Origin of the sequence: Amycolatopsis sp. WAC 04169 (assembly GCF_003947535.1) — a bacterium.
Classification (GTDB): Bacteria; Actinomycetota; Actinomycetes; order Mycobacteriales; family Pseudonocardiaceae; genus Amycolatopsis; species Amycolatopsis keratiniphila.
Window position 1 is genome coordinate 23702 of sequence record NZ_QHJI01000006.1, and the last position, 19625, is coordinate 43326.

Annotated in this window: 18 protein-coding genes; 11 read left to right on the forward strand and 7 right to left on the reverse strand. The window is 66.8% G+C overall.

Going from position 1 to position 19625, the window contains the following annotated elements; genetic code table 11:
• Positions 1 to 190 precede the first annotated feature (190 nt).
• Together DMC61_RS16320 and DMC61_RS16325 are read right to left on the reverse strand one after the other, a co-directional pair.
• A complete protein-coding gene (locus tag DMC61_RS16320) occupies positions 191 to 1093 on the reverse strand; it encodes a sortase (RefSeq protein ID WP_125689995.1) in 903 nt (300 codons plus the stop codon).
• Entirely contained in the window at positions 1090 to 3444 is a 2355-nt protein-coding gene (locus tag DMC61_RS16325; protein WP_125689996.1) for a hypothetical protein, read from the reverse strand. The genes DMC61_RS16320 and DMC61_RS16325 overlap by 4 nt, the downstream gene beginning before the upstream one ends.
• A 256-nt stretch (positions 3445 to 3700) precedes the next feature.
• Here DMC61_RS16325 and pstC point away from each other — a divergent pair, with 256 nt between their 5' ends.
• Genes pstC through DMC61_RS16345 form a run of 4 tightly spaced genes read left to right on the forward strand, consistent with a single transcriptional unit; the run spans position 3701 to position 8206 of the window.
• Complete coding sequence (gene pstC, locus DMC61_RS16330; protein ID WP_063273146.1) at positions 3701 to 4690, forward strand: phosphate ABC transporter permease subunit PstC; 990 nt, start codon at positions 3701 to 3703, stop codon at positions 4688 to 4690.
• Positions 4690 to 5814 carry a phosphate ABC transporter permease PstA gene (pstA, locus tag DMC61_RS16335; protein WP_125689997.1) on the forward strand — a complete coding sequence of 375 codons (1125 nt, stop codon included), beginning with the start codon at positions 4690 to 4692 and terminating at the stop codon, positions 5812 to 5814. Before pstC ends, pstA begins: the two co-directional genes overlap by 1 nt.
• Positions 5815 to 5861: 47 nt before the next feature.
• Positions 5862 to 6653 carry a phosphate ABC transporter ATP-binding protein gene (locus DMC61_RS16340; RefSeq protein ID WP_192746877.1) on the forward strand — a complete coding sequence of 264 codons (792 nt, stop codon included), beginning with the start codon at positions 5862 to 5864 and terminating at the stop codon, positions 6651 to 6653.
• Positions 6650 to 8206 (forward strand): substrate-binding domain-containing protein, encoded by a 1557-nt coding sequence (locus DMC61_RS16345; RefSeq protein WP_199750012.1) that lies wholly within the window; start codon positions 6650 to 6652, stop codon positions 8204 to 8206. Before DMC61_RS16340 ends, DMC61_RS16345 begins: the two co-directional genes overlap by 4 nt.
• A gap of 72 nt (positions 8207 to 8278) precedes the next feature.
• Here the strand turns inward: DMC61_RS16345 and DMC61_RS16350 are convergent, their stop codons facing one another.
• Complete coding sequence (locus DMC61_RS16350) at positions 8279 to 9532, reverse strand: HNH endonuclease signature motif containing protein (protein ID WP_125689998.1); 1254 nt, start codon at positions 9530 to 9532, stop codon at positions 8279 to 8281.
• 164 nt (positions 9533 to 9696) lie between these two features.
• Here DMC61_RS16350 and DMC61_RS16355 point away from each other — a divergent pair, with 164 nt between their 5' ends.
• Positions 9697 to 10290 carry a hypothetical protein gene (locus tag DMC61_RS16355; RefSeq protein ID WP_125689999.1) on the forward strand — a complete coding sequence of 198 codons (594 nt, stop codon included), beginning with the start codon at positions 9697 to 9699 and terminating at the stop codon, positions 10288 to 10290.
• Between the two features lie 33 nt (positions 10291 to 10323).
• Here DMC61_RS16355 and DMC61_RS16360 read toward each other — a convergent pair whose 3' ends face one another.
• Positions 10324 to 11235 (reverse strand): NADP-dependent oxidoreductase, encoded by a 912-nt coding sequence (locus DMC61_RS16360; RefSeq protein WP_125690000.1) that lies wholly within the window; start codon positions 11233 to 11235, stop codon positions 10324 to 10326.
• Between the two features lie 100 nt (positions 11236 to 11335).
• Here DMC61_RS16360 and DMC61_RS16365 point away from each other — a divergent pair, with 100 nt between their 5' ends.
• A complete protein-coding gene (locus DMC61_RS16365) occupies positions 11336 to 11797 on the forward strand; it encodes a GNAT family N-acetyltransferase (RefSeq protein WP_063272735.1) in 462 nt (153 codons plus the stop codon).
• Here DMC61_RS16365 and DMC61_RS16370 read toward each other — a convergent pair.
• On the reverse strand, positions 11775 to 12728 hold the full coding sequence (locus DMC61_RS16370; protein WP_063272761.1) for a YafY family protein: 954 nt from the start codon (positions 12726 to 12728) through the stop codon (positions 11775 to 11777). The genes DMC61_RS16365 and DMC61_RS16370 overlap by 23 nt on opposite strands.
• A 62-nt stretch (positions 12729 to 12790) precedes the next feature.
• On the opposite strand from DMC61_RS16370, the gene DMC61_RS16375 reads away from it, so the two are divergent.
• From DMC61_RS16375 to DMC61_RS16385, 3 genes are all read left to right on the forward strand, one after another.
• A complete protein-coding gene (locus DMC61_RS16375) occupies positions 12791 to 13915 on the forward strand; it encodes an epoxide hydrolase family protein (protein ID WP_125690001.1) in 1125 nt (374 codons plus the stop codon).
• A gap of 3 nt (positions 13916 to 13918) precedes the next feature.
• Positions 13919 to 14998: a winged helix DNA-binding domain-containing protein gene (locus tag DMC61_RS16380; RefSeq protein WP_125690002.1), complete on the forward strand. Its 1080-nt coding sequence runs from the start codon at positions 13919 to 13921 to the stop codon at positions 14996 to 14998.
• Positions 14999 to 15074: 76 nt separating this feature from the next.
• Complete coding sequence (locus DMC61_RS16385; RefSeq protein ID WP_016332181.1) at positions 15075 to 15371, forward strand: hypothetical protein; 297 nt, start codon at positions 15075 to 15077, stop codon at positions 15369 to 15371.
• A 17-nt stretch (positions 15372 to 15388) separates the two neighbouring features.
• On the opposite strand, the gene DMC61_RS16390 is transcribed toward DMC61_RS16385, so the two are convergent.
• Entirely contained in the window at positions 15389 to 16159 is a 771-nt protein-coding gene (locus DMC61_RS16390; protein WP_125690003.1) for an FHA domain-containing protein, read from the reverse strand.
• 84 nt (positions 16160 to 16243) lie between these two features.
• Between DMC61_RS16390 and DMC61_RS16395 the strand changes: the two genes are divergently transcribed.
• Both DMC61_RS16395 and DMC61_RS16400 read left to right on the forward strand, forming a co-directional pair.
• Positions 16244 to 16615, forward strand: coding sequence for a PH domain-containing protein (locus DMC61_RS16395; protein WP_043848634.1), 372 nt, complete (start codon positions 16244 to 16246; stop codon positions 16613 to 16615).
• Between the two features lie 678 nt (positions 16616 to 17293).
• Positions 17294 to 19150 (forward strand): AAA family ATPase, encoded by a 1857-nt coding sequence (locus tag DMC61_RS16400; protein WP_125690004.1) that lies wholly within the window; start codon positions 17294 to 17296, stop codon positions 19148 to 19150.
• On the opposite strand, the gene DMC61_RS16405 is transcribed toward DMC61_RS16400, so the two are convergent.
• On the reverse strand, positions 19147 to 19617 hold the full coding sequence (locus DMC61_RS16405) for an NUDIX hydrolase (protein ID WP_125690005.1): 471 nt from the start codon (positions 19615 to 19617) through the stop codon (positions 19147 to 19149). The two genes, DMC61_RS16400 and DMC61_RS16405, sit on opposite strands and share 4 nt — an antisense overlap.
• Between the last annotated feature and the right edge of the window lie 8 nt (positions 19618 to 19625).

Below are 19625 nucleotides of genomic sequence, written 5' to 3' on the forward strand. Positions count from 1 at the left end.
TTCTCTCCCTGTTCCCACACGGCACAGCCCGTGACAGGAATTCCTTCGGCCGCCCGAATGAATTACCCCTGACCGGGTGTAATGGGGAGAATCTAAAGAGCGATCAGTGAGGAGTCCACCGACCAAAGTCGGTATCGGGGGAAGATCCACATCGTGGGAGTGAGTTCGGTCCGAAAAGACCGAAATCGCGCTAAGCCCAAGCGGGAAACAGTCGCCAAAGCGCCAAAGCCGCCAGTGACGCCAGGGTGAGCAGCACCGGGCCGGTGATGACGTAGGTGGAAACCGGCCGCCACCGGCGGTAGAGGAACGTCGCCCCGGCCGCGGCCGCCACGAACCCGCCGAAGGCCAGCACGAGCCCGGCCCACGCGTCGCCGTCACCGGTCCGGCCGTCCTGGGTGTCCGCCTTGCCGTTCTGCGGGGTGGGCCGGAACGGCCTGCCCTCCAGCACCGCGGTCACCACGGTCGCTTCCGCCGACGCCAGCGGCCACCACGACGCCGACGTCACCAAGGTCAGCCGGTCGTTCTGGGTCTTGCCGTAGTCGGTTCCCTCGTCGAGCGGGCGGGTGGCCTTCTCGGTCACCCGGTAGACGGACTTGCCCTGGGTCGTCGCGACGACGATCTCGTCACCGGGCTCCAGCGCCTCCAGCGAACCGAACGGCCCGCCGTAACCCGCGTTGCGCGCCACGATCGCGGCGTTGCCCGGCTGCCCCGGCCCGGCGGTGCCCGGCACGTGGCCGGGCCCGGACGCGGTTTCGCCGCTCGACGCGCCTTCGACGACGACCTGCTGCACCTTCAGCGCGGGGATCTCCAGCACCGCGACCGGCTTGCCGAACTCGACCGGTTCGGTGGGCGGAGCGGCGCCGAAGAGGCTTTGGCTGGCGCCCAGCGCCAGGCCGATCTCGCCGCGGATCTCGCCCAGCGCCTTCCGCTGGTCGCTCGCCTGAAGCATCGGCCCCAGCGCGTAGACGACCAGCGACAGTGCCACCAAGGTGGTGACCAGCCAGGCGGCGAGGACGGCGCCGACCCATCCCGGGCCGAAATCCAGGAAGCGGGTTTCCGGTTCGCCCTGTCTCTCTTCGACGGTGGTGCTCACGCCGCGCCTCCGGCCGTCTTCCGCCGCAGGAGACCGAAGAGCATCGAGAACGCGGCGGCGATCTCGGCCAGCGCGACGACCAGCCACCTCGGCACCGGGCGCCCGGCGGCGACGTAGGCCGTCGCGGACGGGAGCGTCGCCAGGATCACCAGCGCCACCAAGGGAACGAGCGCGCCCAGCACCCCGGCCCCGGCGAACTTCGGGATGTCGATCGACTCGGCGAGGTTCTTGGCCGCCAGCACGCTTTCCGGGGTCGGAGCGGCCGCGGCTGCGGGTCCGGTGGCGGCCGCGGGCGACGAGGTCCCGGCCGGTGAACCCGTTCCCCCGGAGGGACCGGTCAGCGAGGAATTGGCGGCCGTCGTGGCGCCGGTCCCGCCCGCGGGTGGCGGATTCTTCGCTTCTTCCCTTTCCTGGCAGGCTTCTTGGACCGTCCCGGTGCCGATCTTGGCCACTCGCGCGGGAACGGCGGCCGCCAGACCGGGGCTCAACGGGGTCATCCCCGGCGGGAGCAGCGACTGGCCGTAGCCGCTCGCCAGCCCGGCGACCGCCTTCAGCTGCGCCTGCTTCTCGGTCATCGGCTTGCAGGTCGCGTCGATCAACGGATTGACCGGCGCGGCCAGGTACTCCACGAAGGTCAGCGGATACGCGCCGTCCTTGGTCGCGGTGCCCGGCTGCACGGTCCCGTCCGCGCCGACCCGCATCGAATCGGCCGCCAGCTGCAGGCTTTCCTTGGTCGGCGCGACGAAGTTCCCCTTGCCGTCCGGAAGCGCGACCGGCGCCCAGCCGTAGGCCCTCGCCGTCGCGAGATCGGTGATCACCCAGCTCATGCAGCCGCCGGTGCAGACGAATCCCGTTCCGACGACACCGTTCTGCACGGTCTTGCGCACGGCGAGCTGACCGGTTTTCGCGTCGACGTTGTGCAGCGAAAAGGCGCCGGGGTCGAGCGCGTTCAGATCGGAGATCACCCCAGGCGACTTCCCGTCCAGCTCACCGAAGTATTCCTTTCCCTTCTTCGGGAACACCCAGGCCGACGGCGCGGCCTCCGCGAGCACCTTGCTCAACGCGAGCGGGACGGTGCCCGGTCCGGATTCCCCGGTCACCCCGAAGAAGTCCAGGCTCTCGGCGCCCGCCCTCGCCCTGGCCGCGTTCGCCTCGTTCTCCCTCGTGACGGAGACGAGCCCGGGATTGCGGTCGACGAGCGGGGAGCCGTTCCGGAAGATGCCGCCCCGGCCGTCGAGATCGGGTTCCTGGCCGCCCTTGGTGATCATGTTCGCGAGTTCGTCGTGGGTGAACCGCAGGGTGCCGGTGAACTTCGCGTTGAGCGAGTTCCCGTTGTCGTCGGTGTCGGTCGGCGACCAGCCGACGGCGGCCACGACGGCCGCGTTGATCCCGACAGGGATGTACTGCCGGTCCCGGACGGTCTGTGTGGCGAGCGCGTTCCCGCTGCCGGTGACGACGAGATCCGAGGTGCCCTTGTCGAAAGCGGTCAGGCCGGCGTTCTCCGTCTCGCTCACGATGTTGAGCGGCTGCTCGGCCTGGGTGGGCGCGCAGAGCGCCTGGTTCCAGGCGACCGCGGCCCGGCCGAGCCGCTCCGGCATGCTGGCACCGAGCGTGTGCTGACCGGCGCCCTTGCACCCCTTGACGCCGAGCTCCTGCTGCGACGGCGTGAAGCGGATCGAGCTGTCGATCCAGGTCACGAACGCGCCGTCCGCGTTCTTCGCGGTGATCGTGACCGCGATCGCACAGGGATTGTTCTCGTCGCACCGGAACGAATACTTGTTGCGGGTCTTCGCGCCGGTCGCCGGATCGACGACGTCGGGATTGGCCGCCCAGGAAACCGTGGGCGGCTTGTCCGCCTGACCTTCGGCGTTCTTGTTGAAGGTGGTGTACAGCGGGTCCCAGATGATCGGTTTCGGGGTGGAGGAACCGAGCGGGATCTGGGTGTCGACGACGATGTCGCCGGTTCTGCTGCTGCGGCGGCCGGTGGCACTGTCCATATGCGCCGCGTTCGCGATGAACTCGTCCTTCAACCCTCCGCAGTAGGCGTTGACCCGCGCGTTGACGGAAGTCTCCCGATTCCACGGCGGTCTCGCGCCGACCTTGATCAGATTGTCCGGCAGGACCGCGGGGCAGACCTTCAGTGACGCTTGCGCACCGCTCGTCAATCCCGACACCGTGATCCGCACCGGGTCGCCGTTGCGGGCCGCCGACAGATCGGCGGGCTCGGTTTTGAGGGTGTGCGGCGGATTCGACGGCGCTTGCGCCTGCGCCGCGGGGACGGACACTCCCGTGACCATCAGCACGCCGCAGATCAGCAAGATCCCGACTTGTCTCGCACGGACGAAGAACACGAACGACCCCCAGGGTGCGCGGGCATACGGCGGAGAGCGGGCTCGATCACGAGCCGCGCCGAAACCAACGTCCCCGAGTCGCCCGTTCGGGGTCAACCGTCCCCGGACCCGCCCCGGCACACATTCACATTCGCCCCGTCGGGCGTTCTCCGCTTGGACACCTTTCCCGGGATTGAGCACCACATACTGGCCGCATCGAGGGGCGAAGTGGTGTGCCCTGAACACGTTTGCTCACCGATACGAAGGAAGGCCGCTCGTGACCGTCGCGCCACCCCGGCCCGACCCGTCCCCACCGGGAGCACCGGTGCGGCGGGCGATCACCGAAGTCCTTTCCCGGGCCGACCGGGCGTTCCGCCGGGTCACCACCGGCGCCGGGCTGGCCATGCTGGGCATCCTCCTGGTCATCGGCTTCTTCCTGGTCTATCGGTCCGGACCCGCCTTCGACAACAGCGGTTTCGGCTTCTTCACCACCATCCGGTTCGACCCCGCCTCCGGAGTACTCGGCGTGCTGGGCCTGCTGTACGGGACGATCGTGGTCGCGCTCATCGCGGTCCTGGTCGCCGTGCCGCTGAGCATCCTCGCGGCGCTGTTCATCACCGAGTACTCCAGCGGCCGGATCCGCGGGTTCCTCACCGGACTCGTCGACCTGCTCGCCGCCATCCCGAGCCTGTTGTACGGCCTGTGGGGATTCAGCTTCCTCGGCCCGCAGATCGTCCCCGTTTCGACGTGGCTGACCGAAAACCTCGGCTGGTTCCCGCTGTTCGCGTCCAAGGAGAACACGCTGTACATCCAGTCCATGTTCATCGCCGGGCTGGTGGTCTCGCTGATGGTCCTGCCGATCACGACTTCGGTGATCCGTGAGGTGTTCGCGCAGACCCCGCCCGGGGAAAAGGAAGCGGCGCTCGCACTGGGCAGTACACGTTGGGGGATGGTCAAAACGGTCGTGCTGCCCTTCGGCCGGGGCGGCATCATCGGCGGTTCGATGCTCGGGCTCGGCCGCGCGCTCGGTGAGACGATCGCCGTTTCCCTGCTGCTGCCCCAGGTTCCGGAGATCACGAAACACATCCTCCAGTTCGGCGGCGCGACCATCTCCGGGTTCATCGCCAACAACTCCGGCGCCTCCGGCCTTTCGCTGTCCGGGCTGATGGCGGCGGGGCTGGTGCTGTTCGTCTTCACCCTGGCCACGAACTTCACCGCGTCGGTGATCATCTCGAAGAGCCGGTCCGGTGCGGGAGTGGATGCCTGATGACCACGACGACCACGCCCCCGGTCTCGTCCGCTCCGCGCAAACTCGTCAAACGCCGCCCGTCGGAGACCACCCGGCAGGACCGGCTGGCGGCGCTCGGCTGCGCGGTGTCGGCCACGCTCCTCACCTGGTTCGTCATGCACCTGCTGCTGGATTCCCCCGGCTGGCTGGCGGATCTGATCGTCGCGTACCTGCTGTACCTGGCGATGCTCTACCTGGTCACCCGCGACCGTTTGGGCAGACTGGCCGCGTCGGACCGGATCGTGTCGACGATCGTGGTCTCCGGGGCGCTCACCCTGCTCGTCCCGTTGCTGTTCCTGTTGACCTACATCGTGATCGAGGGCGCCCCGTACCTGCGCCTGGGCTTCTTCACCCACGACATGTCTGCGGTCGCGCCGACCGATCCGGTCACCGCGACCGGTGGTCTGCACGCGGTGGTCGGCACCCTTCAGCAGACCGCGCTGACCCTGGTGTTCGTCGTTCCGCTGGGCGTGCTCACCGCGATCTTCCTGAACGAGACCCGGTCGCGGTTCCGCCGTCCGGTGCGGATCATGGTCGACGCGATGAGCGGTCTCCCGTCGATCGTGGCCGGCCTGTTCATCTACGCGGCACTGATCATCCCGGGTATCCAGGCGGGCGTGGGACTGTTCAGCTACAACGGTTTGATGGCCACCTTGGCGCTGACGATGGTCATGCTGCCGACGGTGACGCGGACCGTGGACGTGGTGCTCCGGCTGGTCCCGGACGGCCTGCGCGAGGCGTCGCTGGCACTCGGCGCGAGCCGGGCGAGGACGGTGTGGTCGGTGGTCCTGCCCACCGCGCGCACCGGCGTCACGACCGCCGTGATCCTCGGCATCGCCAGGGTGGCGGGGGAAACGGCACCGCTGCTGTTCACCTCGTTCGGCTCGCTGGCGATGAACGCCAACCCGTTCTCCGCACCGCAGGAGAGCATCCCGCTGTTCATCTTCCGCTTCATCAAGCAGCCGCTGGAAAACGTCCAGCAGCGCGGTTACGTCGGCGCGCTCGTGCTGATCCTGCTCATCTTCGGCCTGTTCGCGATCGCGCGGATCGTCGGACGCGACCGGTCGAAGCGCAAGGCGAAAAGAACGAAGGAGAACCGGTGACCGACACCATCGATTTGTCCACTGTGGACGGGAGGCCGCCGGTCACCCTGACCGGCGGTCCCCCGCCCGGCGCGGCGGAACTCGAGTCGCGCGAGATCGGCGCCTGGTTCGGCGACCGGCTGGTCCTCGAAGGCGTGTCGTTGCGGATGCCCGCCAAAGAGGTGACCGCGCTGATCGGTCCGTCGGGCTGTGGCAAGTCGACCTTCCTGCGCATCCTCAACCGGATGCACGAGCTCGTCCCGTCGGCGTCGCTGACCGGCGAGGTCCTGTTGGACGGCCAGGACATCTACGCCGACGGGACTCGGCCGCAGCAGGTCCGGCTGCGTATCGGCATGGTGTTCCAGAAGCCGAACCCGTTCCCGGCGATGTCCATCCGGGACAACGTGCTCGCGGGGCTGAAACTCGCCGGCGTCAAATGCGACGACAAGAACGCGCTCGTGGAACAGAGTCTCGAACGCGCCGGGCTGTGGCGTGAGGTCCGCGATCGGCTGAGCTCGCCCGGCGGCGCCCTCTCCGGTGGGCAGCAGCAGCGGCTCTGCATCGCCCGTTCGCTCGCGGTGCAGCCGAACGTGCTGCTGATGGACGAGCCCTGCTCCGCGCTCGACCCGACGTCCACCCGGCGGATCGAGCAGACGATCGCCGAGATCGGGCACGAGGTGACCGTCGTGATCGTCACGCACAACATGCAGCAGGCCCAACGGGTTTCGGATCACTGCGCGTTCTTCCTCGCGGCCGAGAACGAACCCGGCCGGGTGATCGAGCATGGTCCGACGGACACGATCTTCAACGCGCCGTCGGACGAACGCACCTACGACTACGTGAACGGGCGATTCGGATGACGACCTTGCGCAGGCTGGGCGCTTTGGGCGGGATCTCGGCGCTCCTGCTCTCGATCTCCGTGGCGGGCGCGCCCGGCGCGGCGGCGCTCAGCCGGGTCACCGGCTCGGGGTCCAGCTACGTCGGCGTGGCGATGACCGACTGGCAGAACGGCGCGACGTCGCGGGGGATCCCGGTCAACTACTCGGCCACCAACTCGCCCGCCGGGGTCAACCAGTACGGCGACCGGACGGTCGACTTCGGCGGGACCGAGGCCGAAGTGTCGTCGCTCCTCGCGGCCGGCGGTGGCGGCGTGACCGCGCAGACCCGCGGCTACCAGTACGTCCCGGACGTCGCCGGCGCGGTCGCCGTCATGTACAACGTCACCGACCAGGCCGGGAAGCGGGTCGACTACCTGCATCTCACCCGCGAGGTGATCGGCCGGATCTTCAGCCGGGACATCACCCGCTGGAGCGATCCGGCGATCACCGCGACCAACGGCGGGAAGTCCCTGCCGGACCAGCCCATCACGCTCGTCGGCCGGACCGGGCAATCCGGGACGACGGCGCTGTTCTACGACTTCATCGCGCACGCGGCCCCCGACGCCTACCAGCGTTTCGTCTCCCGCAACGTCGGCAACGGGATGGGCAGCCTGCCCGCCGGGGTGCGCCCGATCCAGCTGCCCGAACGGGGACCGGACGCGGACTGGTACCGGCTGCTCGCGGACTCGGACCAGATCGCGCAGGCCATCGGCAAGGCGACCATCCCGTTCTCCATCGCCTACGACGAATTCGCCTACGCGCAGCGCCACAACGTGCCGGCGGCCTGGGTGCAGAACGGCGCGGGCCAGTACACGCAGCCCTACGCGGAGAACATCGCGTCCGCGCTGAAGTTCGCGGAACTCCGCCCGGACCTGAGCCAGAAACTCGACAAGGTCTACTCGAACACGGATCCGAAGACGTACCCGATTTCGGCGTACTCCTACATCATGATGCCGTGTACGAGCGGGCGGGACACCTGCCGCGGCGGCTACGGCGACCAGGGCAAGACCGACACCATGACCGCGTTCCTCGAACACGTCGCCTGCGACGGCCAGATCAACATGGCCCGAATCGGCTACTCGCCGCTGCCGCCGAACCTGTCGCAGGAGATCATGAACTCCAACGCGCGGCTCACCGGGCAGCCGCCGAAACAGCTGAACGCGGGCAACTGCGCCAACCCGACCTTCCGCGGCAGTCTCGGCGCCGGCGCCGCCAGCCCGCCCGACCCGCTGGTGACCGCCGGGATCATCGCCCCGAACGGCAAACCCGCGGCCGGGCCGGGTGCGGGCGGGCCGAGCAAGCCCGCCGGGCCCGGCACCGGCCCGGCCACCGGCGACAAGACCGCGACCGCGACGGCGAACCCCGACGAGGAATCGGCGGGCGGCGGCTCGAAGAACTGGCGGGAAGCCGCACCGGCGGCCTACGACGAAGGCGGTTTCGGCGGTTTCGGGGGCTGGGCGGCTTTGGTCCTGTTCGTGGCCATTGTGACGCCGTTGGTGGTGCGCGGAGTGATCCGGAAGCTGCGCCGGGCTTAGCGTCTTGAGTCTGCGCGGCGTCGGGCATGGCGAGGGGCCCGTCGCCTGGGTGGCTGGCGGGCTCCTCGCGGCCTAGACGTGATGCAGGGTGTTGCGTCTCGGTTTTCGAAGCGGATCCCGGTATTGGGGTGGGATGAATTCCGGTAGGCCGTCGGCGGCCATCCGTACTTCCCAGTCGCCGTGGTGGATCAGGCGGTGGTGGAAGCCGCAGAGCAGGACCAGATTTCGGAGATCGGTCGGTCCGCCGTCTGCCCAGTGGTGAATGTGGTGGGCGTGGCAGTTCTTGGGTTTCCGATGGCAGCCCGGGAACGCGCAGCCACTGTCTCGGATGTTCAAAGCGCGTCTCTGGCCGGGCGTGACGAATCTTCGGAGGCGTCCTAGGTCGAGGGGTTCTCCGGCGGAGCTCATGACGACCGGCAGCATCAGGCAATCGCAGGCGGCGAGCCGGGCTTCGCGGGCGGTCATCGTGCCGACGAAGTCCAGGCAGGCGGTGCCGAGACCGGACTTCAACTCCTCGAGTCCGATGGTGACGTGGACGAGGGTGCGGTAGCCGCTGGTTCCAGGCTGGTCCGGGCAGGCGATCGCCAGGTCCAGGAGCTCGACCCAGGCGTCGCCCATTCGCTCGCACTTCATCCGCAGATCCGCTTGCCCGAACTCGTCGACGGGGCGTGGCTGGGCATGCGCCTCCAGGGCGGCGGCGGTGCGGGCACCGGTCTCGTCGTCGAGCAGGCCGGTGAGTTTCCAGAACCCGTCCCTGCGGCGCTCCAGAGTGATCTCGCGGCGCGGCTCTTTGGGCTCGGGATCCTTCGGCTCGTTGCCGTCCGGGTTCAGCCAGCCCAGCAGTTTCGCCTCGGCCTCGACGAGCTGGCGGGGACCGGCGTTCGGGGCAAGCTCGGCCAGGATCTTCTCTGCACTCGCCCGGTCCTCGGCAGAGGTGTCGGCGGGGAGGTTCTTCAAGATCTCCAGGATCTGATCGATCCGCTCATCCCCGACCAACCCCTGAGCGGCGACAGCAGCAGTGGCGGGAGCGACAGGCGGAACCTCGCTCCCGTCCAGAGCCCGGGTGGGATTCAGGGCGAGAGCCCGCTTCACCACCGCGCCCGCCTCGCCGCGCGACAGCCCGGCCACCTCCGCGAACCAGCTGGCCGTACTGCCATGCCCGTATAAGTCTTTGACGCCCCGATTCTCGATCTCCGCCAGGAACCGCGACAACGCCGCGGTCGCCATGCGAATCACCTGCAACGACTGCTGCACGCCATGCGCAAGCTCCAGCTTGCCGGCGCGCCACAGCTCCTGCGGCAACTCAGGAAGGAAAGTCTCGGACACCTCTCAATAATACACCGCGAAATCGAACACGTGTTCGTAATTTTAAGCGACAGTCAGAGCGCACATTTGCCACTGAAGGGTGATGCCGACAGGAGTTGTCGTAACGCCGCGCGCGGATCGAACGAGTACGTCCGGCAAGCACCACCACAAAGCGGGAGAGCGCCATGTACATCCCACCCGAACCGGCCGCGCGTCCGGCCAAACCCCGACGCTGGCCGTGGATACTCGCTACCGCCATCGTCGTCGCAGCGCTCACGGCGACCTTGACACTCGTACTACTCAGCAACGAACGCGACGGAAAGAAGGTCGCGTCGAAATCGACCCCATCACCTTGCCGGGACCAGACACTCAAGCCGCCGTGCCAAGGCATCAGCGGCTGGGTCCTGGCCGATGGCTCCTATGAAAGCTCCACACGCGCGACCCCGCCCGCCTACGTGGCACCGACGACGCCCAGTCCGCCACCGCTCACTCCAGCGGATTTCACCCTCGATCTGAAGACATATTCCAAAAAATGCTTCGGCTCCGCCGGCTGCAGCGTGGTCGTCGAACCCGCCCTGACCTACAAGGGCTCCGCGGAAACCATGGCAAGCCACGGAAAGTGCTCGTTGACCTACGACATCACAGGCGACGAGTCGGGCACGGTCACCGATACGCTCAGTTTCGTCGGAACGAGCGTGACCGCACACCGCTCGGTTCTTTCGACACCGTCCTCGAAGACCAAGGTGACGGTCAAGATCGTCAGTGTTTCCTGCACCTGACCGAGGGCGCCCCCCACGCCCCCGATCGGCCCGCTAGGGGAAGGTCAGCACGATCTTCCCCCGCCCGTGCCCGGTCTCGATCTCGCGGTGCGCCGCCGCGGCCTCGCCGAACGGATACGTCCGCCGCACGAGGAAACGCAGCTCTCCCTTGACGTACAGCGACGCCAGCATCCCCAGCCGCTCGGCCGACCGCGTCCCGGTGACGAGCCGCGCTCCCGCCTCGGGTGCGCGGCCGTGCTCGACCAGCGTGAGCACGCGGTCCGGATTCCCGACCAGCTCCAGCGACAGATCGAAGGCGACCCCGCCCGCACCGTCCAGCGCCGCGTCGATCCCGGCGGGAGCGAGCGCCCGCACCCGGTTGGCGAGGCCGTCGCCGTAGACCACCGGTTCGGCGCCGAGCGAACGGACGTACTCCTGGTTCGCCTCGCTCGCCGTCCCGATCACCTTCGCCGCGCGCAGCACGGCGAGCTGGACGGCGGCCGTGCCCACCGCGCCCGCCGCCCCGTGGATCAGCAGCGTCTCGCCACGGGCCACCCGCAGCGCGTCCAGCGCCAGGTACGCCGTCTGCGTCCCCGCCGTGAACCCGCCCGCGACCTCCCACGGCATCTCCGCCGGCTTCGGCGTCACGTTCTCCGCGGGCACCACGATGTACTCGGCGTACGCCTGCACCGCGGTAAACCCGAGCACCTCGGCCCCCGCGACGAGGCCGGTAACCCCGGAACCGACCTCGTCGACGACCCCGGCGAACTCGTTCCCCGGGACACGCGGCCAACGCAGCTCCATCCCCGCGGGTTCCCAGCCCGCCCGCACCGCCGCGTCGTACGGCTGCACCCCCGCCGCCTTCATCCGCACCCGGACCTCCCCCGCTCCGGCGTGCGGCTCCTCCAGCTCCAGCACCCGGAGCACCTCCGGGCCACCGGCTTCCGTGAACGCGGCCGCTTTCATCTCGTTCCTCCAGTTCGTTCCCCAGCTGTCGGAACCCAGCCTGATACCTCTAGATAGCTGGAGGTCAAGAATTGTCGGTGTGACGTTCTAAGCTGCGCTCGTGACGAGCTACCGCATCTCCAGGGCAAGCGCTTCCGACGCCGGCAGGCTGACGGCGCTGATGCACGAATCGGCCGCCTACCAAGGGGAATACGCCTCGATCCTCGACGGCTACCAGGTCACCGAGGATTACCTCGCCACCCATCCCGCGTACGTCGCGCACGCGCAGCGGGACGTGGTCGGTTTCTACAGCCTGATCGAGTACCCGGCCGAGCTCGACCTGCTGTTCGTCGCCGATTCGGCGCAGGGCACGGGCATCGGCGCGTGGTTGGTCGAGCACATGCTCGGGCAGGCGGCGGAGCTCGGCATGACCGAGGTCCGCGTCGTGTCGCATCCGCCCGCTGCCGGGTTCTACGAGCGGATGGGCGCCCGCCGCGTCGGCGTCGTACCGCCCAACCCGCCGAAGATCGCCTGGGAGCGCCCGGAGCTGGTCTTCGACGTCAAGCACCCACCGCGCGGCTGAACCGCCCGATCAGTTTGCGCAGGTGGCCGGCGAATTCCGGCGAGTCGACGACCTCGAAATCGGCGTCGAGCAGGCCCAGGTAGAGCGCCAGATACTCCAGCGTGTCCGCCCCGGCTTTGAGCAGGCAGGTCCGCTCGTCGACGGCTTCGACGACGACGGCGGGCGGCACCTTCGCCGCGGCTTCGGCGGCCGGGGCATGCAGCCGGATCGTCGCGTGGTGCCGCCACAACGCCGCGCCCACACCACGCTGGAGGTAGGCGACCACGCCGCCTTCGGGTGGTTCGCGCTCCTCGAAACGGCGTCCGTTCGGCGTACGCGGCCGCACCCGGTCCGCGCGGAACGTGCGCCAGTCCTGCCTGTCGACGTCCCAGCCGACGAGGTACCACCGGCGGCTCATGTGCACGACGCGGTGCGGCTCGACCTGCCTTCGGGTCTCGGATCCGTTGTGCCCCACGTAATCGAAGCGCAGGGTCTCGCGGTCACGGCAGGCACCGGCGATGGCGGAGAGCACTTCGGCGTCGACCGTGGGCCCGCCGCCCTGCACCGCGAGGGTCGCGGAATTCAGCGCCGCGACACGGTGCCGTAGCCGCGACGGCAGCACCTGCTCCAGCTTCGCCAGCGCGCGCACCGACGTCTCCTCGATCCCCGCGATCGTCCCGCCGGCGGCCGTGCGCAGGCCCATCGCCACCGCGACGGCCTCCTCGTCGTCGAGCAGCAGCGGTGGCATGGCCGCACCGGCGCCCAAGCTGTACCCACCGGAGACGCCGGGCGTCGCGTCGACCGGGTAGCCCAGCCCGCGCAACCGCTCGACGTCGTTCCGGATCGTCCTGGTCGTGACGTCGAGCCGCTCCGCCAGTTCCGGCCCGGTCCAGTTGCGCCTGGCCTGCAGCAACGACAGGAGCCGCAGCAGTCTCGCCGAAGTTTCCGCCATGAATTCCACCTTGTCCGCAATCGCGGAACGAACCTTTCCGCAATCGTTCCTAATCTAGCCCCATGACCGAGATCAAGCCCTTCCGCATCGCCATCGACCAGGCCGAACTCGACGACCTCAAGGAGCGTCTGAACCGCACCCGCTGGCCCCGCGAGGTCACCGGCGACTGGAGCCGAGGCGTTCCCGTCGCCTACCTCAAGGGACTCGCCGAGTACTGGGCCGACGGCTTCGACTGGCGCGCCCAGGAAGCGGAACTGAACGAGTTCCCGCAGTTCACCACCGAGATCGACGGCCAGACGATCCACTTCCTGCACATCCGGTCGACCGCCCCGGACGCGCTGCCGGTGGTCCTCACACACGGCTGGCCGAGCTCGCCGTTCGAATTCCGGCGAGTCATCGAAGAGCTGAGCGACGAGTTCCACCTGGTAATCCCGTCCCTGCCCGGTTACGGATTCTCGAGCCCGGTGAGCGGCAACTTGTTCCGCGTCGCCCAGGCGTGGATCACGCTGATGGACCGCCTCGGCTACGAGCGCTTCGGCGTCCACGGCACCGACGCGGGCGCCGGGGTCGCGAGCATCCTGTCGATGATCGCCGCGCACCGGGTGGTCGGCACGCACCTCACCGGGACCAGCGCGGGTATGCCGTTCGGCCCGGCGGTCGACCTCGACGGCCTCGACGAGAAGGACCGCGAGCGCGGCGAACGCTTCAACCGGTTCCAGTCCGACGGTCTCGGCTACCTGCACCTGCAGGCAACCAGACCGCAGACGCTGGCCTATTCGTTGAACGACTCCCCCACCGGCCAGCTCGCGTGGATCGTGGAGAAGTTCGCCGAATGGACCGATCCGGCCAAGGAACTGCCGGACGACGCCGTTGATCGCGACCACCTGCTGACCGCGGTGAGCCTGTACTGGTTCACCGGCGCCGGCGCTTCCTCCGCGCACGCCGTGTACGAAGGCATGGAGGTCTACCGGCAGATGGCCCAAGGCGGCTGGGACGACGGCGGCGAGGCGCCCGCCGGACCGCCGCTCGGGATCGCGGTCTTCGCCGGGGACACCACGATCCGGAGCCTTCAGGACGGTCCGGTGGCACACTGGTCCGAGTACGACACCGGCGGCCACTTCCCGGCGATGGAGGTCCCCGGTCTGTTCGCCGAAGACCTCCGTTCCTTCCTGCGAAAGTGCGTCTGACGAATGGATCAGCTCAGCCCCCGGGCCCTCAACCGCGCGACCCTGGCCAGGCAGCTCCTGCTGGATCGCGCCGATCTTCCCGCCGTCACCACGATCGAGCGGCTGGCAGGCCTCCAGGCGCAGGCCCCCGACTCGTCGTATGTCGGGCTGTGGTCGCGGCTTCGCGATTTCCAGGTGGACGAGCTGGCGAAGCCGCTGGCCGCCCGCGAAGTCGTCCGGATGACCTTGATGCGCGGCACGGTGCACCTGGTCACGGCCGCCGACGGTCTCGCGCTGTGGCCCACCCTCGCACCGGTGGTCCAGCGCGGTTTCTTCGGCCACTATTCGCGGGAGGTCGCCGGGCTGGACCTCGCCGCGATCGCCGAAGCGGGGCGGGCCCTGCTCGCCGAACGGCCACGTACCCGCGCCGAGATCCGGACCGCGCTGGCGCCCCGATGGCCCGACGCGGACCAGCCGACACTCGGCTACGCGGTCAACAGCCTGCTCCCCCTCGCACACGTGACCCCGCGTGGCCTGTGGGGCCAGACCGGGCCCGCCGCGTTCGCCCTGCTCGAAGACTGGGTCGGCGAACCGATCACGGCCGGGATCTCCCTCGACGACCTGGTGCTGCGCTATCTCGGGGCGTTCGGCCCGGCGACCGTCCGCGACGCGCAGCTCTGGTCGGGGCTCACCCGGTTGAAGGAGGTCTTCGAACGGCTGCGGCCGCGGCTGATCACCTTCACCGACGTCGAGGGCAAGGAACTGTTCGACCTTCCCGACGCACCGCGCCCCGATCCGGAAACCCCGGCGCCACCGCGGTTCCTTCCCGAGTACGACAACGTCCTGCTCTCCCACGCCGACCGCGCACGGGTGATCCCCGACGGCCGCCGCGTGCCGCTGCCACCGGGAAACGGCGGCCGAAGGGGCACGCTGCTCGTCGATGGTGAATTCCTGGCCATTTGGGCGATCAACGGGGCGACGCTGACGATCGAATCGCGGGAACCCTTGCGAGATCAGGATTCGATCGCCGAAGAGGGCGCGCGGCTACTGGAATTCGTAGTGCCGGATTCCGGGCACGACATACGTTTCGGCATCGGCGGGTAACGGTCCGGCCTTTTGCCGTAACAACGGGCACCGTTCGGGCGAAGCATGGGCGCAAAGAGCCTGAAGGGAGCGGGCCATGAGCAGGAACTACGGTTTCATGACGGTGCTGGCGGGCCTCAGCGCGCTCGCGGTGATCGCGGTCGCGGCGGTGTGGCGGTATCCGAACACGTCGGACGTGACGGCGGTGATCACCGCGGCGGGGACGGTGATCGGCACCGTGGTGGGTGCCTTCTTCGGCGTGAACGCGGCCTCGGCGGGACGCGTGAAGGCCGAAGAAAGCCGGGATCAGGCCACGGCGGCACTGGTCAAGGTGGCCACCAAGGCCGACGAGGACAGCGACGTCGCGAAGGCGGCGATGGAGGGCGTGCGCTGACAGTCCTCTATGGACACTCAGTCGAGCGCTTCGAGCAGGGCGAGGTCCGGCGGGACGAGCGTCGTGGACAACACCAGTTCTCGCAACAGGTTGTCGTTCAACGCGTTGCCGACCGGCTCGCCGACCTCCTCGCGCCTCAGCCCGAAAACGCCGCCGGCGGACAACCGCCCCCGGACGTCGATGACGACGTGCTCGACCCGGCGGGCGGTCCACGTCTCGCCGGGTCTGAGTTCGGAGAGCACCTCGGCCGTCTGCTGGCGGGACAACGGCTGCGGATTGAGGTCGTGGAGGAGATAACGCTGCCCGAAGACGACCAGGACCAGGCGTTCCTCCGCGCTGAGGCGCCAGCGGCGGGGCGGCACGGTGACGTCGTCGTGCCGGGTGGCGGGATGCCCGCCTTCGGGACCCGCGACGTACAACTCGAGCAGGTGCTCCCGCCTACCCGACCCGCGGACGAACAGCGGCGTGTACCCGTCCGAAAGGGGAATCGGCTCCTCGCCGCGGGAAAGCCAGCGCGAATTCGGCAGGCGGATGGGCAACTGGCCGGTGTTGCTGACCCACCATCGCCCGTCGGTGAAGTTCAGCAGCCCGTGCTTGCGGCTGACCTGCAGGTCGTTCTCCCCCACACAGACGTCGACCTGCGGCCGATTACGCCCGAAAGAGATCTCGCCGCCCTCGCCGGGATCGACGGACACGCCACCCGCGAGCGCGAGCGCGAACACCGCGCCGGGCGCCGACCGGGGCACGCCGAGCGCCAGGCTCTCGTGCGTCGTCGTGAGCCGCTTCATCGTCCCTCCTCCTGATCCCCCGGCATTATGCGAGATCCCGCCGGGGACGGGTCCCGATGTCGCGCTCGTCCGTATCGTGGGTACATGATTGACTTCTCCAAGGACACCGTCTTCAAGCTCACGCCGTGCAAGCCGAAGGACATCGCGCCGACGGTGCAGCCGATCATCATCCCCGGCGAGGAGATCATCTCCTCGTTCAAGGCGGTGCGCGACTTCGTGGTGTTCACGAACAAGCGGCTGATCGCGGTGAACGTCCAGGGCATGACAGGTAAGAAGAAGGACTTCACCTCACTGCCGTACAACAGGATCCAGGCCTTCTCGATCGAAACCGCGGGCACCTTCGACCTCGACGCGGAACTGGACCTGTGGTTCAGCGGGCTGGGGAACGTACGGCTGGAGTTCCGGGGTTCGAACATCCGGGCCATCGGGCAACTGATCGCCATGCACACGCTCTAGCCCGCTTTACGACTCGCCGTCCGGTCACGCCGGTCGGTCGGGCTGCGGCGGGCTCTGGGTCCCGTTGGTCGTGAGTGTTTCGGGTCGTTAGAACGACCCGAAACACTCACGAGGGCTTACATGTTGATCTTTTGATGCCGGGGTTGCGTTGACCTCGGCATGATCGCTGTCTCGGTCGCTGACCTGCACGGATAGGGCTGGACACTTCTCGCGTGTTCTTGCCCCTACCCGACGTCTGACGGCCTGGAGACGGCCTGGCCACTCCTCCCCCATCTCCCCGATACGAAGCCATCCACGCGGCCGTCGCGTCGGGTCAAGGCACGCTTTCCCGCCTTGACGCGGCGTGACGGCCGTTGTGACGATCTGGCATCGGGGCGGTGGCTCCGCGTAACAGCCGTCAGTCCTCTTGCGACATTGCGGGCACGAATGTCTCAGCGAGGAGGCCGACGTGCTCATTGGCGTACCTGCGCGCCGCTGGCGGCGGCTACAGCTGCCCACGGCTTCAGCGGGCGCACCGCCCGGCCGGTGGGCGGAGCGGAGCGGCAGCCCGCCGTGTCGGGCAGGTGCGCCCGCAGGCGAGACGCGGACGCAAGGTGACCAGCGCGCCGCCGACGGCGGCGCGCCTTGATCCCATAGAGCCAAGTTCGGCAGAACCGGCCACGTTCACAAAGGTGCAGAATGAAATCTAACGCCTCCAATCATGGAGACACTCAGCCTCTTTTCAGCGAGACGGATGACGATATTGACGACGACAGTCCACTTGACCCTTTAACAATCGAAAAAGTCACGTTTCAAAACTTCAAACAGTTTGCAAGCACTTCCATAGAGTTAAACCCTGGTGTTTCACTCGTAGCCGGAGGCAACAATTCTGGCAAAACTTCATTGCTGCACGGGTTGGCCGTATGGGAATTTTGTCGAACAGCAACCATAATGGAGAAGGGGCCCGACGGAATATTGCCGGACCCAAACCTAAAACGACTCGGGTTCGGCCTCGGAGATGAGCAGTTCTCGCCAATCAACGTGCCGTCCCTTAAACACCTTTGGACCAACCTTAAGACTACGCACGCCAAAGGCGAAGCAGATCCCGGATACACTCTCAAGATCACCTGCCAATGGAAGGATGGGCAAGAAACAAAAGAATTAGGCTTTGGACTCGCACTCACCAATGACCGACTCTTCGTAAAGACGGCAACAAGTAACCTCGTACCAGAAGATAGAACTCCTCGGATTGCCTACCTTCCTCCATTTGCCGGAATCAGATCCCGAGAAGAGCGAATCAATGGAGCGATCAGAAGGCGCCGGATCGGCGAAGGCCTCGCGGGCGCAGTATTACGCAACCTCCTGCTCGATATGCACGTTTCCAACCAATCCATGCGCAACGAACTTCAAGCGCGCCCTACGTCCACAGGAAAGCCAAGAACAAAGATTAGTGATCCCGACTTGCGCCAGCTTCGCGAGAGCGACCCCTGGGAAAAGCTAATGCAGACGCTACGCGTCGTCTTTGGCGCGGAGCTTATCGTCAAAGACTTCCGCGAAGAATACCACTCTTATATAGAGATTCTCGTAGATAAAGGCACTGGCGACGAATTTAAGATGAAGCGTCATAATGGCTACAATCCCCGAGACTTAATGGTCGAAGGAAGCGGGTTTTTGCAGTGGCTCAGCGTTTACACCCTAGCCACTTCACCCGATGCGGACGTATTACTATTTGACGAGCCGGACGCGCATCTCCATCCAACGCTACAACAAGAGATGTTGCGCAGATTAGACGAAATTGCAAACTCTGGAGGAAAACAGGTTCTTCTAGCAACGCATTCAAGTGAGATTTTACGTCATGCTAGCCCGGCTCGCATTCTCGAAATTCGGCGAGGAGGCAGGGCTCGATACCTGCGTGAAGCCCACCAGAAGGTAGGGTTGCTCGAAGGTCTCGGATCGGACTACTCGCCTCGAATCGATAAGGTTCGAAGCACGAAGCGATTGCTCTTCATTGAAGGAAAGACGGATGTTCCAATTCTTCAGAACCTTGCTTCAACCGCAGGGTTGCGTTGGCATGAAAGCTGGGTAGAGTGGCTTTCCTCCGCTCCACAACGAGATAGAAGAAATCTCTGGTCTGCCCTCTGCGAAGATATTCACGGGATCGTGGCAGTCAGTCTTCGAGATCGCGACGACGAAGCGATCGCGTCTGTCGGGGACAATTTAGTGGACGTTGGATATACCACCATAGCCGATTTTCACGCACGAAAGTGGCGGCGTCGCTACATCGAAGCCTACCTTTTATATCCTCCGGCAATAGCTGACTGCACCGGCAAGCCCGAGAAAGAGGTTGTTGAGTATCTTCGCGAAAAGCACGGTATAGCCGTCGGCGATAACTTCACTGCCCGCATCGCACCTCAAGCACTAATGGATGTACGAGCAAAGGATGTACTGCAAGGACTACGCGTCAACGCAATCGATCTATCGAAACATATTCCCAGTTCAGCAATATGCGACGATGTACGCGATTTCTTAACCCAACTTGACTCGTTTGTCAGCTAAGAAAAGAAGGGGTGCCCGGGTTCCCGAAGTGCGTGACCGATGCGCAGCTTTATTGATTCGTGTATTTTTAGCGACCTCAACCGATCAGGATCTACCCAATGCACCTCCTTGCTTTCATTGCTGGTTCGCAGTTCGCCACCAGCAACTGTCGCACGGAAGCAGATTGAGAACTCCTGCCTAACCTCGCCATCGTCGTATGCGATGACGTGGTTCGGATTCGAGTACAGGCCGATGACCCCGGTCACCTCGCACTCAATCCCGGTCTCCTCCCGGACCTCCCGCACAGCGGCCTGAGCCAGAGTCTCACCAAGCTCAAGCTGCCCACCAGGGATCGAGTACAGGTCGTTGTCCGTCCGCCGGATCATGAGAATCCGGCCCTCGTCGTCCTGGATGAACACGGACACCGCGACCGCGATGCTGTTCGCCTTCGGCGCGTTGGGATCGTTGAGGTAGTCGACGCGTGCCATGGGTGGCC

What these genes read in the sequence shown, in the direction of transcription:
- pstA (WP_125689997.1), top strand. Translation starts at nt 4,690, where the DNA reads ATGACCACGACGACCACGCCCCCGGTCTCGTCCGCTCCGCGCAAACTC.
- DMC61_RS16345 (WP_199750012.1), top strand. Translation starts at nt 6,650, where the DNA reads ATGACGACCTTGCGCAGGCTGGGCGCTTTGGGCGGGATCTCGGCGCTC.
- DMC61_RS16355 (WP_125689999.1), top strand. Translation starts at nt 9,697, where the DNA reads ATGTACATCCCACCCGAACCGGCCGCGCGTCCGGCCAAACCCCGACGC.
- DMC61_RS16360 (WP_125690000.1), bottom strand. Translation starts at nt 11,235, where the DNA reads ATGAAAGCGGCCGCGTTCACGGAAGCCGGTGGCCCGGAGGTGCTCCGG.
- DMC61_RS16370 (WP_063272761.1), bottom strand. Translation starts at nt 12,728, where the DNA reads ATGGCGGAAACTTCGGCGAGACTGCTGCGGCTCCTGTCGTTGCTGCAG.
- DMC61_RS16375 (WP_125690001.1), top strand. Translation starts at nt 12,791, where the DNA reads ATGACCGAGATCAAGCCCTTCCGCATCGCCATCGACCAGGCCGAACTC.
- DMC61_RS16380 (WP_125690002.1), top strand. Translation starts at nt 13,919, where the DNA reads ATGGATCAGCTCAGCCCCCGGGCCCTCAACCGCGCGACCCTGGCCAGG.
- DMC61_RS16385 (WP_016332181.1), top strand. Translation starts at nt 15,075, where the DNA reads ATGAGCAGGAACTACGGTTTCATGACGGTGCTGGCGGGCCTCAGCGCG.
- DMC61_RS16390 (WP_125690003.1), bottom strand. Translation starts at nt 16,159, where the DNA reads ATGAAGCGGCTCACGACGACGCACGAGAGCCTGGCGCTCGGCGTGCCC.
- DMC61_RS16395 (WP_043848634.1), top strand. Translation starts at nt 16,244, where the DNA reads ATGATTGACTTCTCCAAGGACACCGTCTTCAAGCTCACGCCGTGCAAG.
- DMC61_RS16400 (WP_125690004.1), top strand. Translation starts at nt 17,294, where the DNA reads ATGAAATCTAACGCCTCCAATCATGGAGACACTCAGCCTCTTTTCAGC.
- DMC61_RS16405 (WP_125690005.1), bottom strand. Translation starts at nt 19,617, where the DNA reads ATGGCACGCGTCGACTACCTCAACGATCCCAACGCGCCGAAGGCGAAC.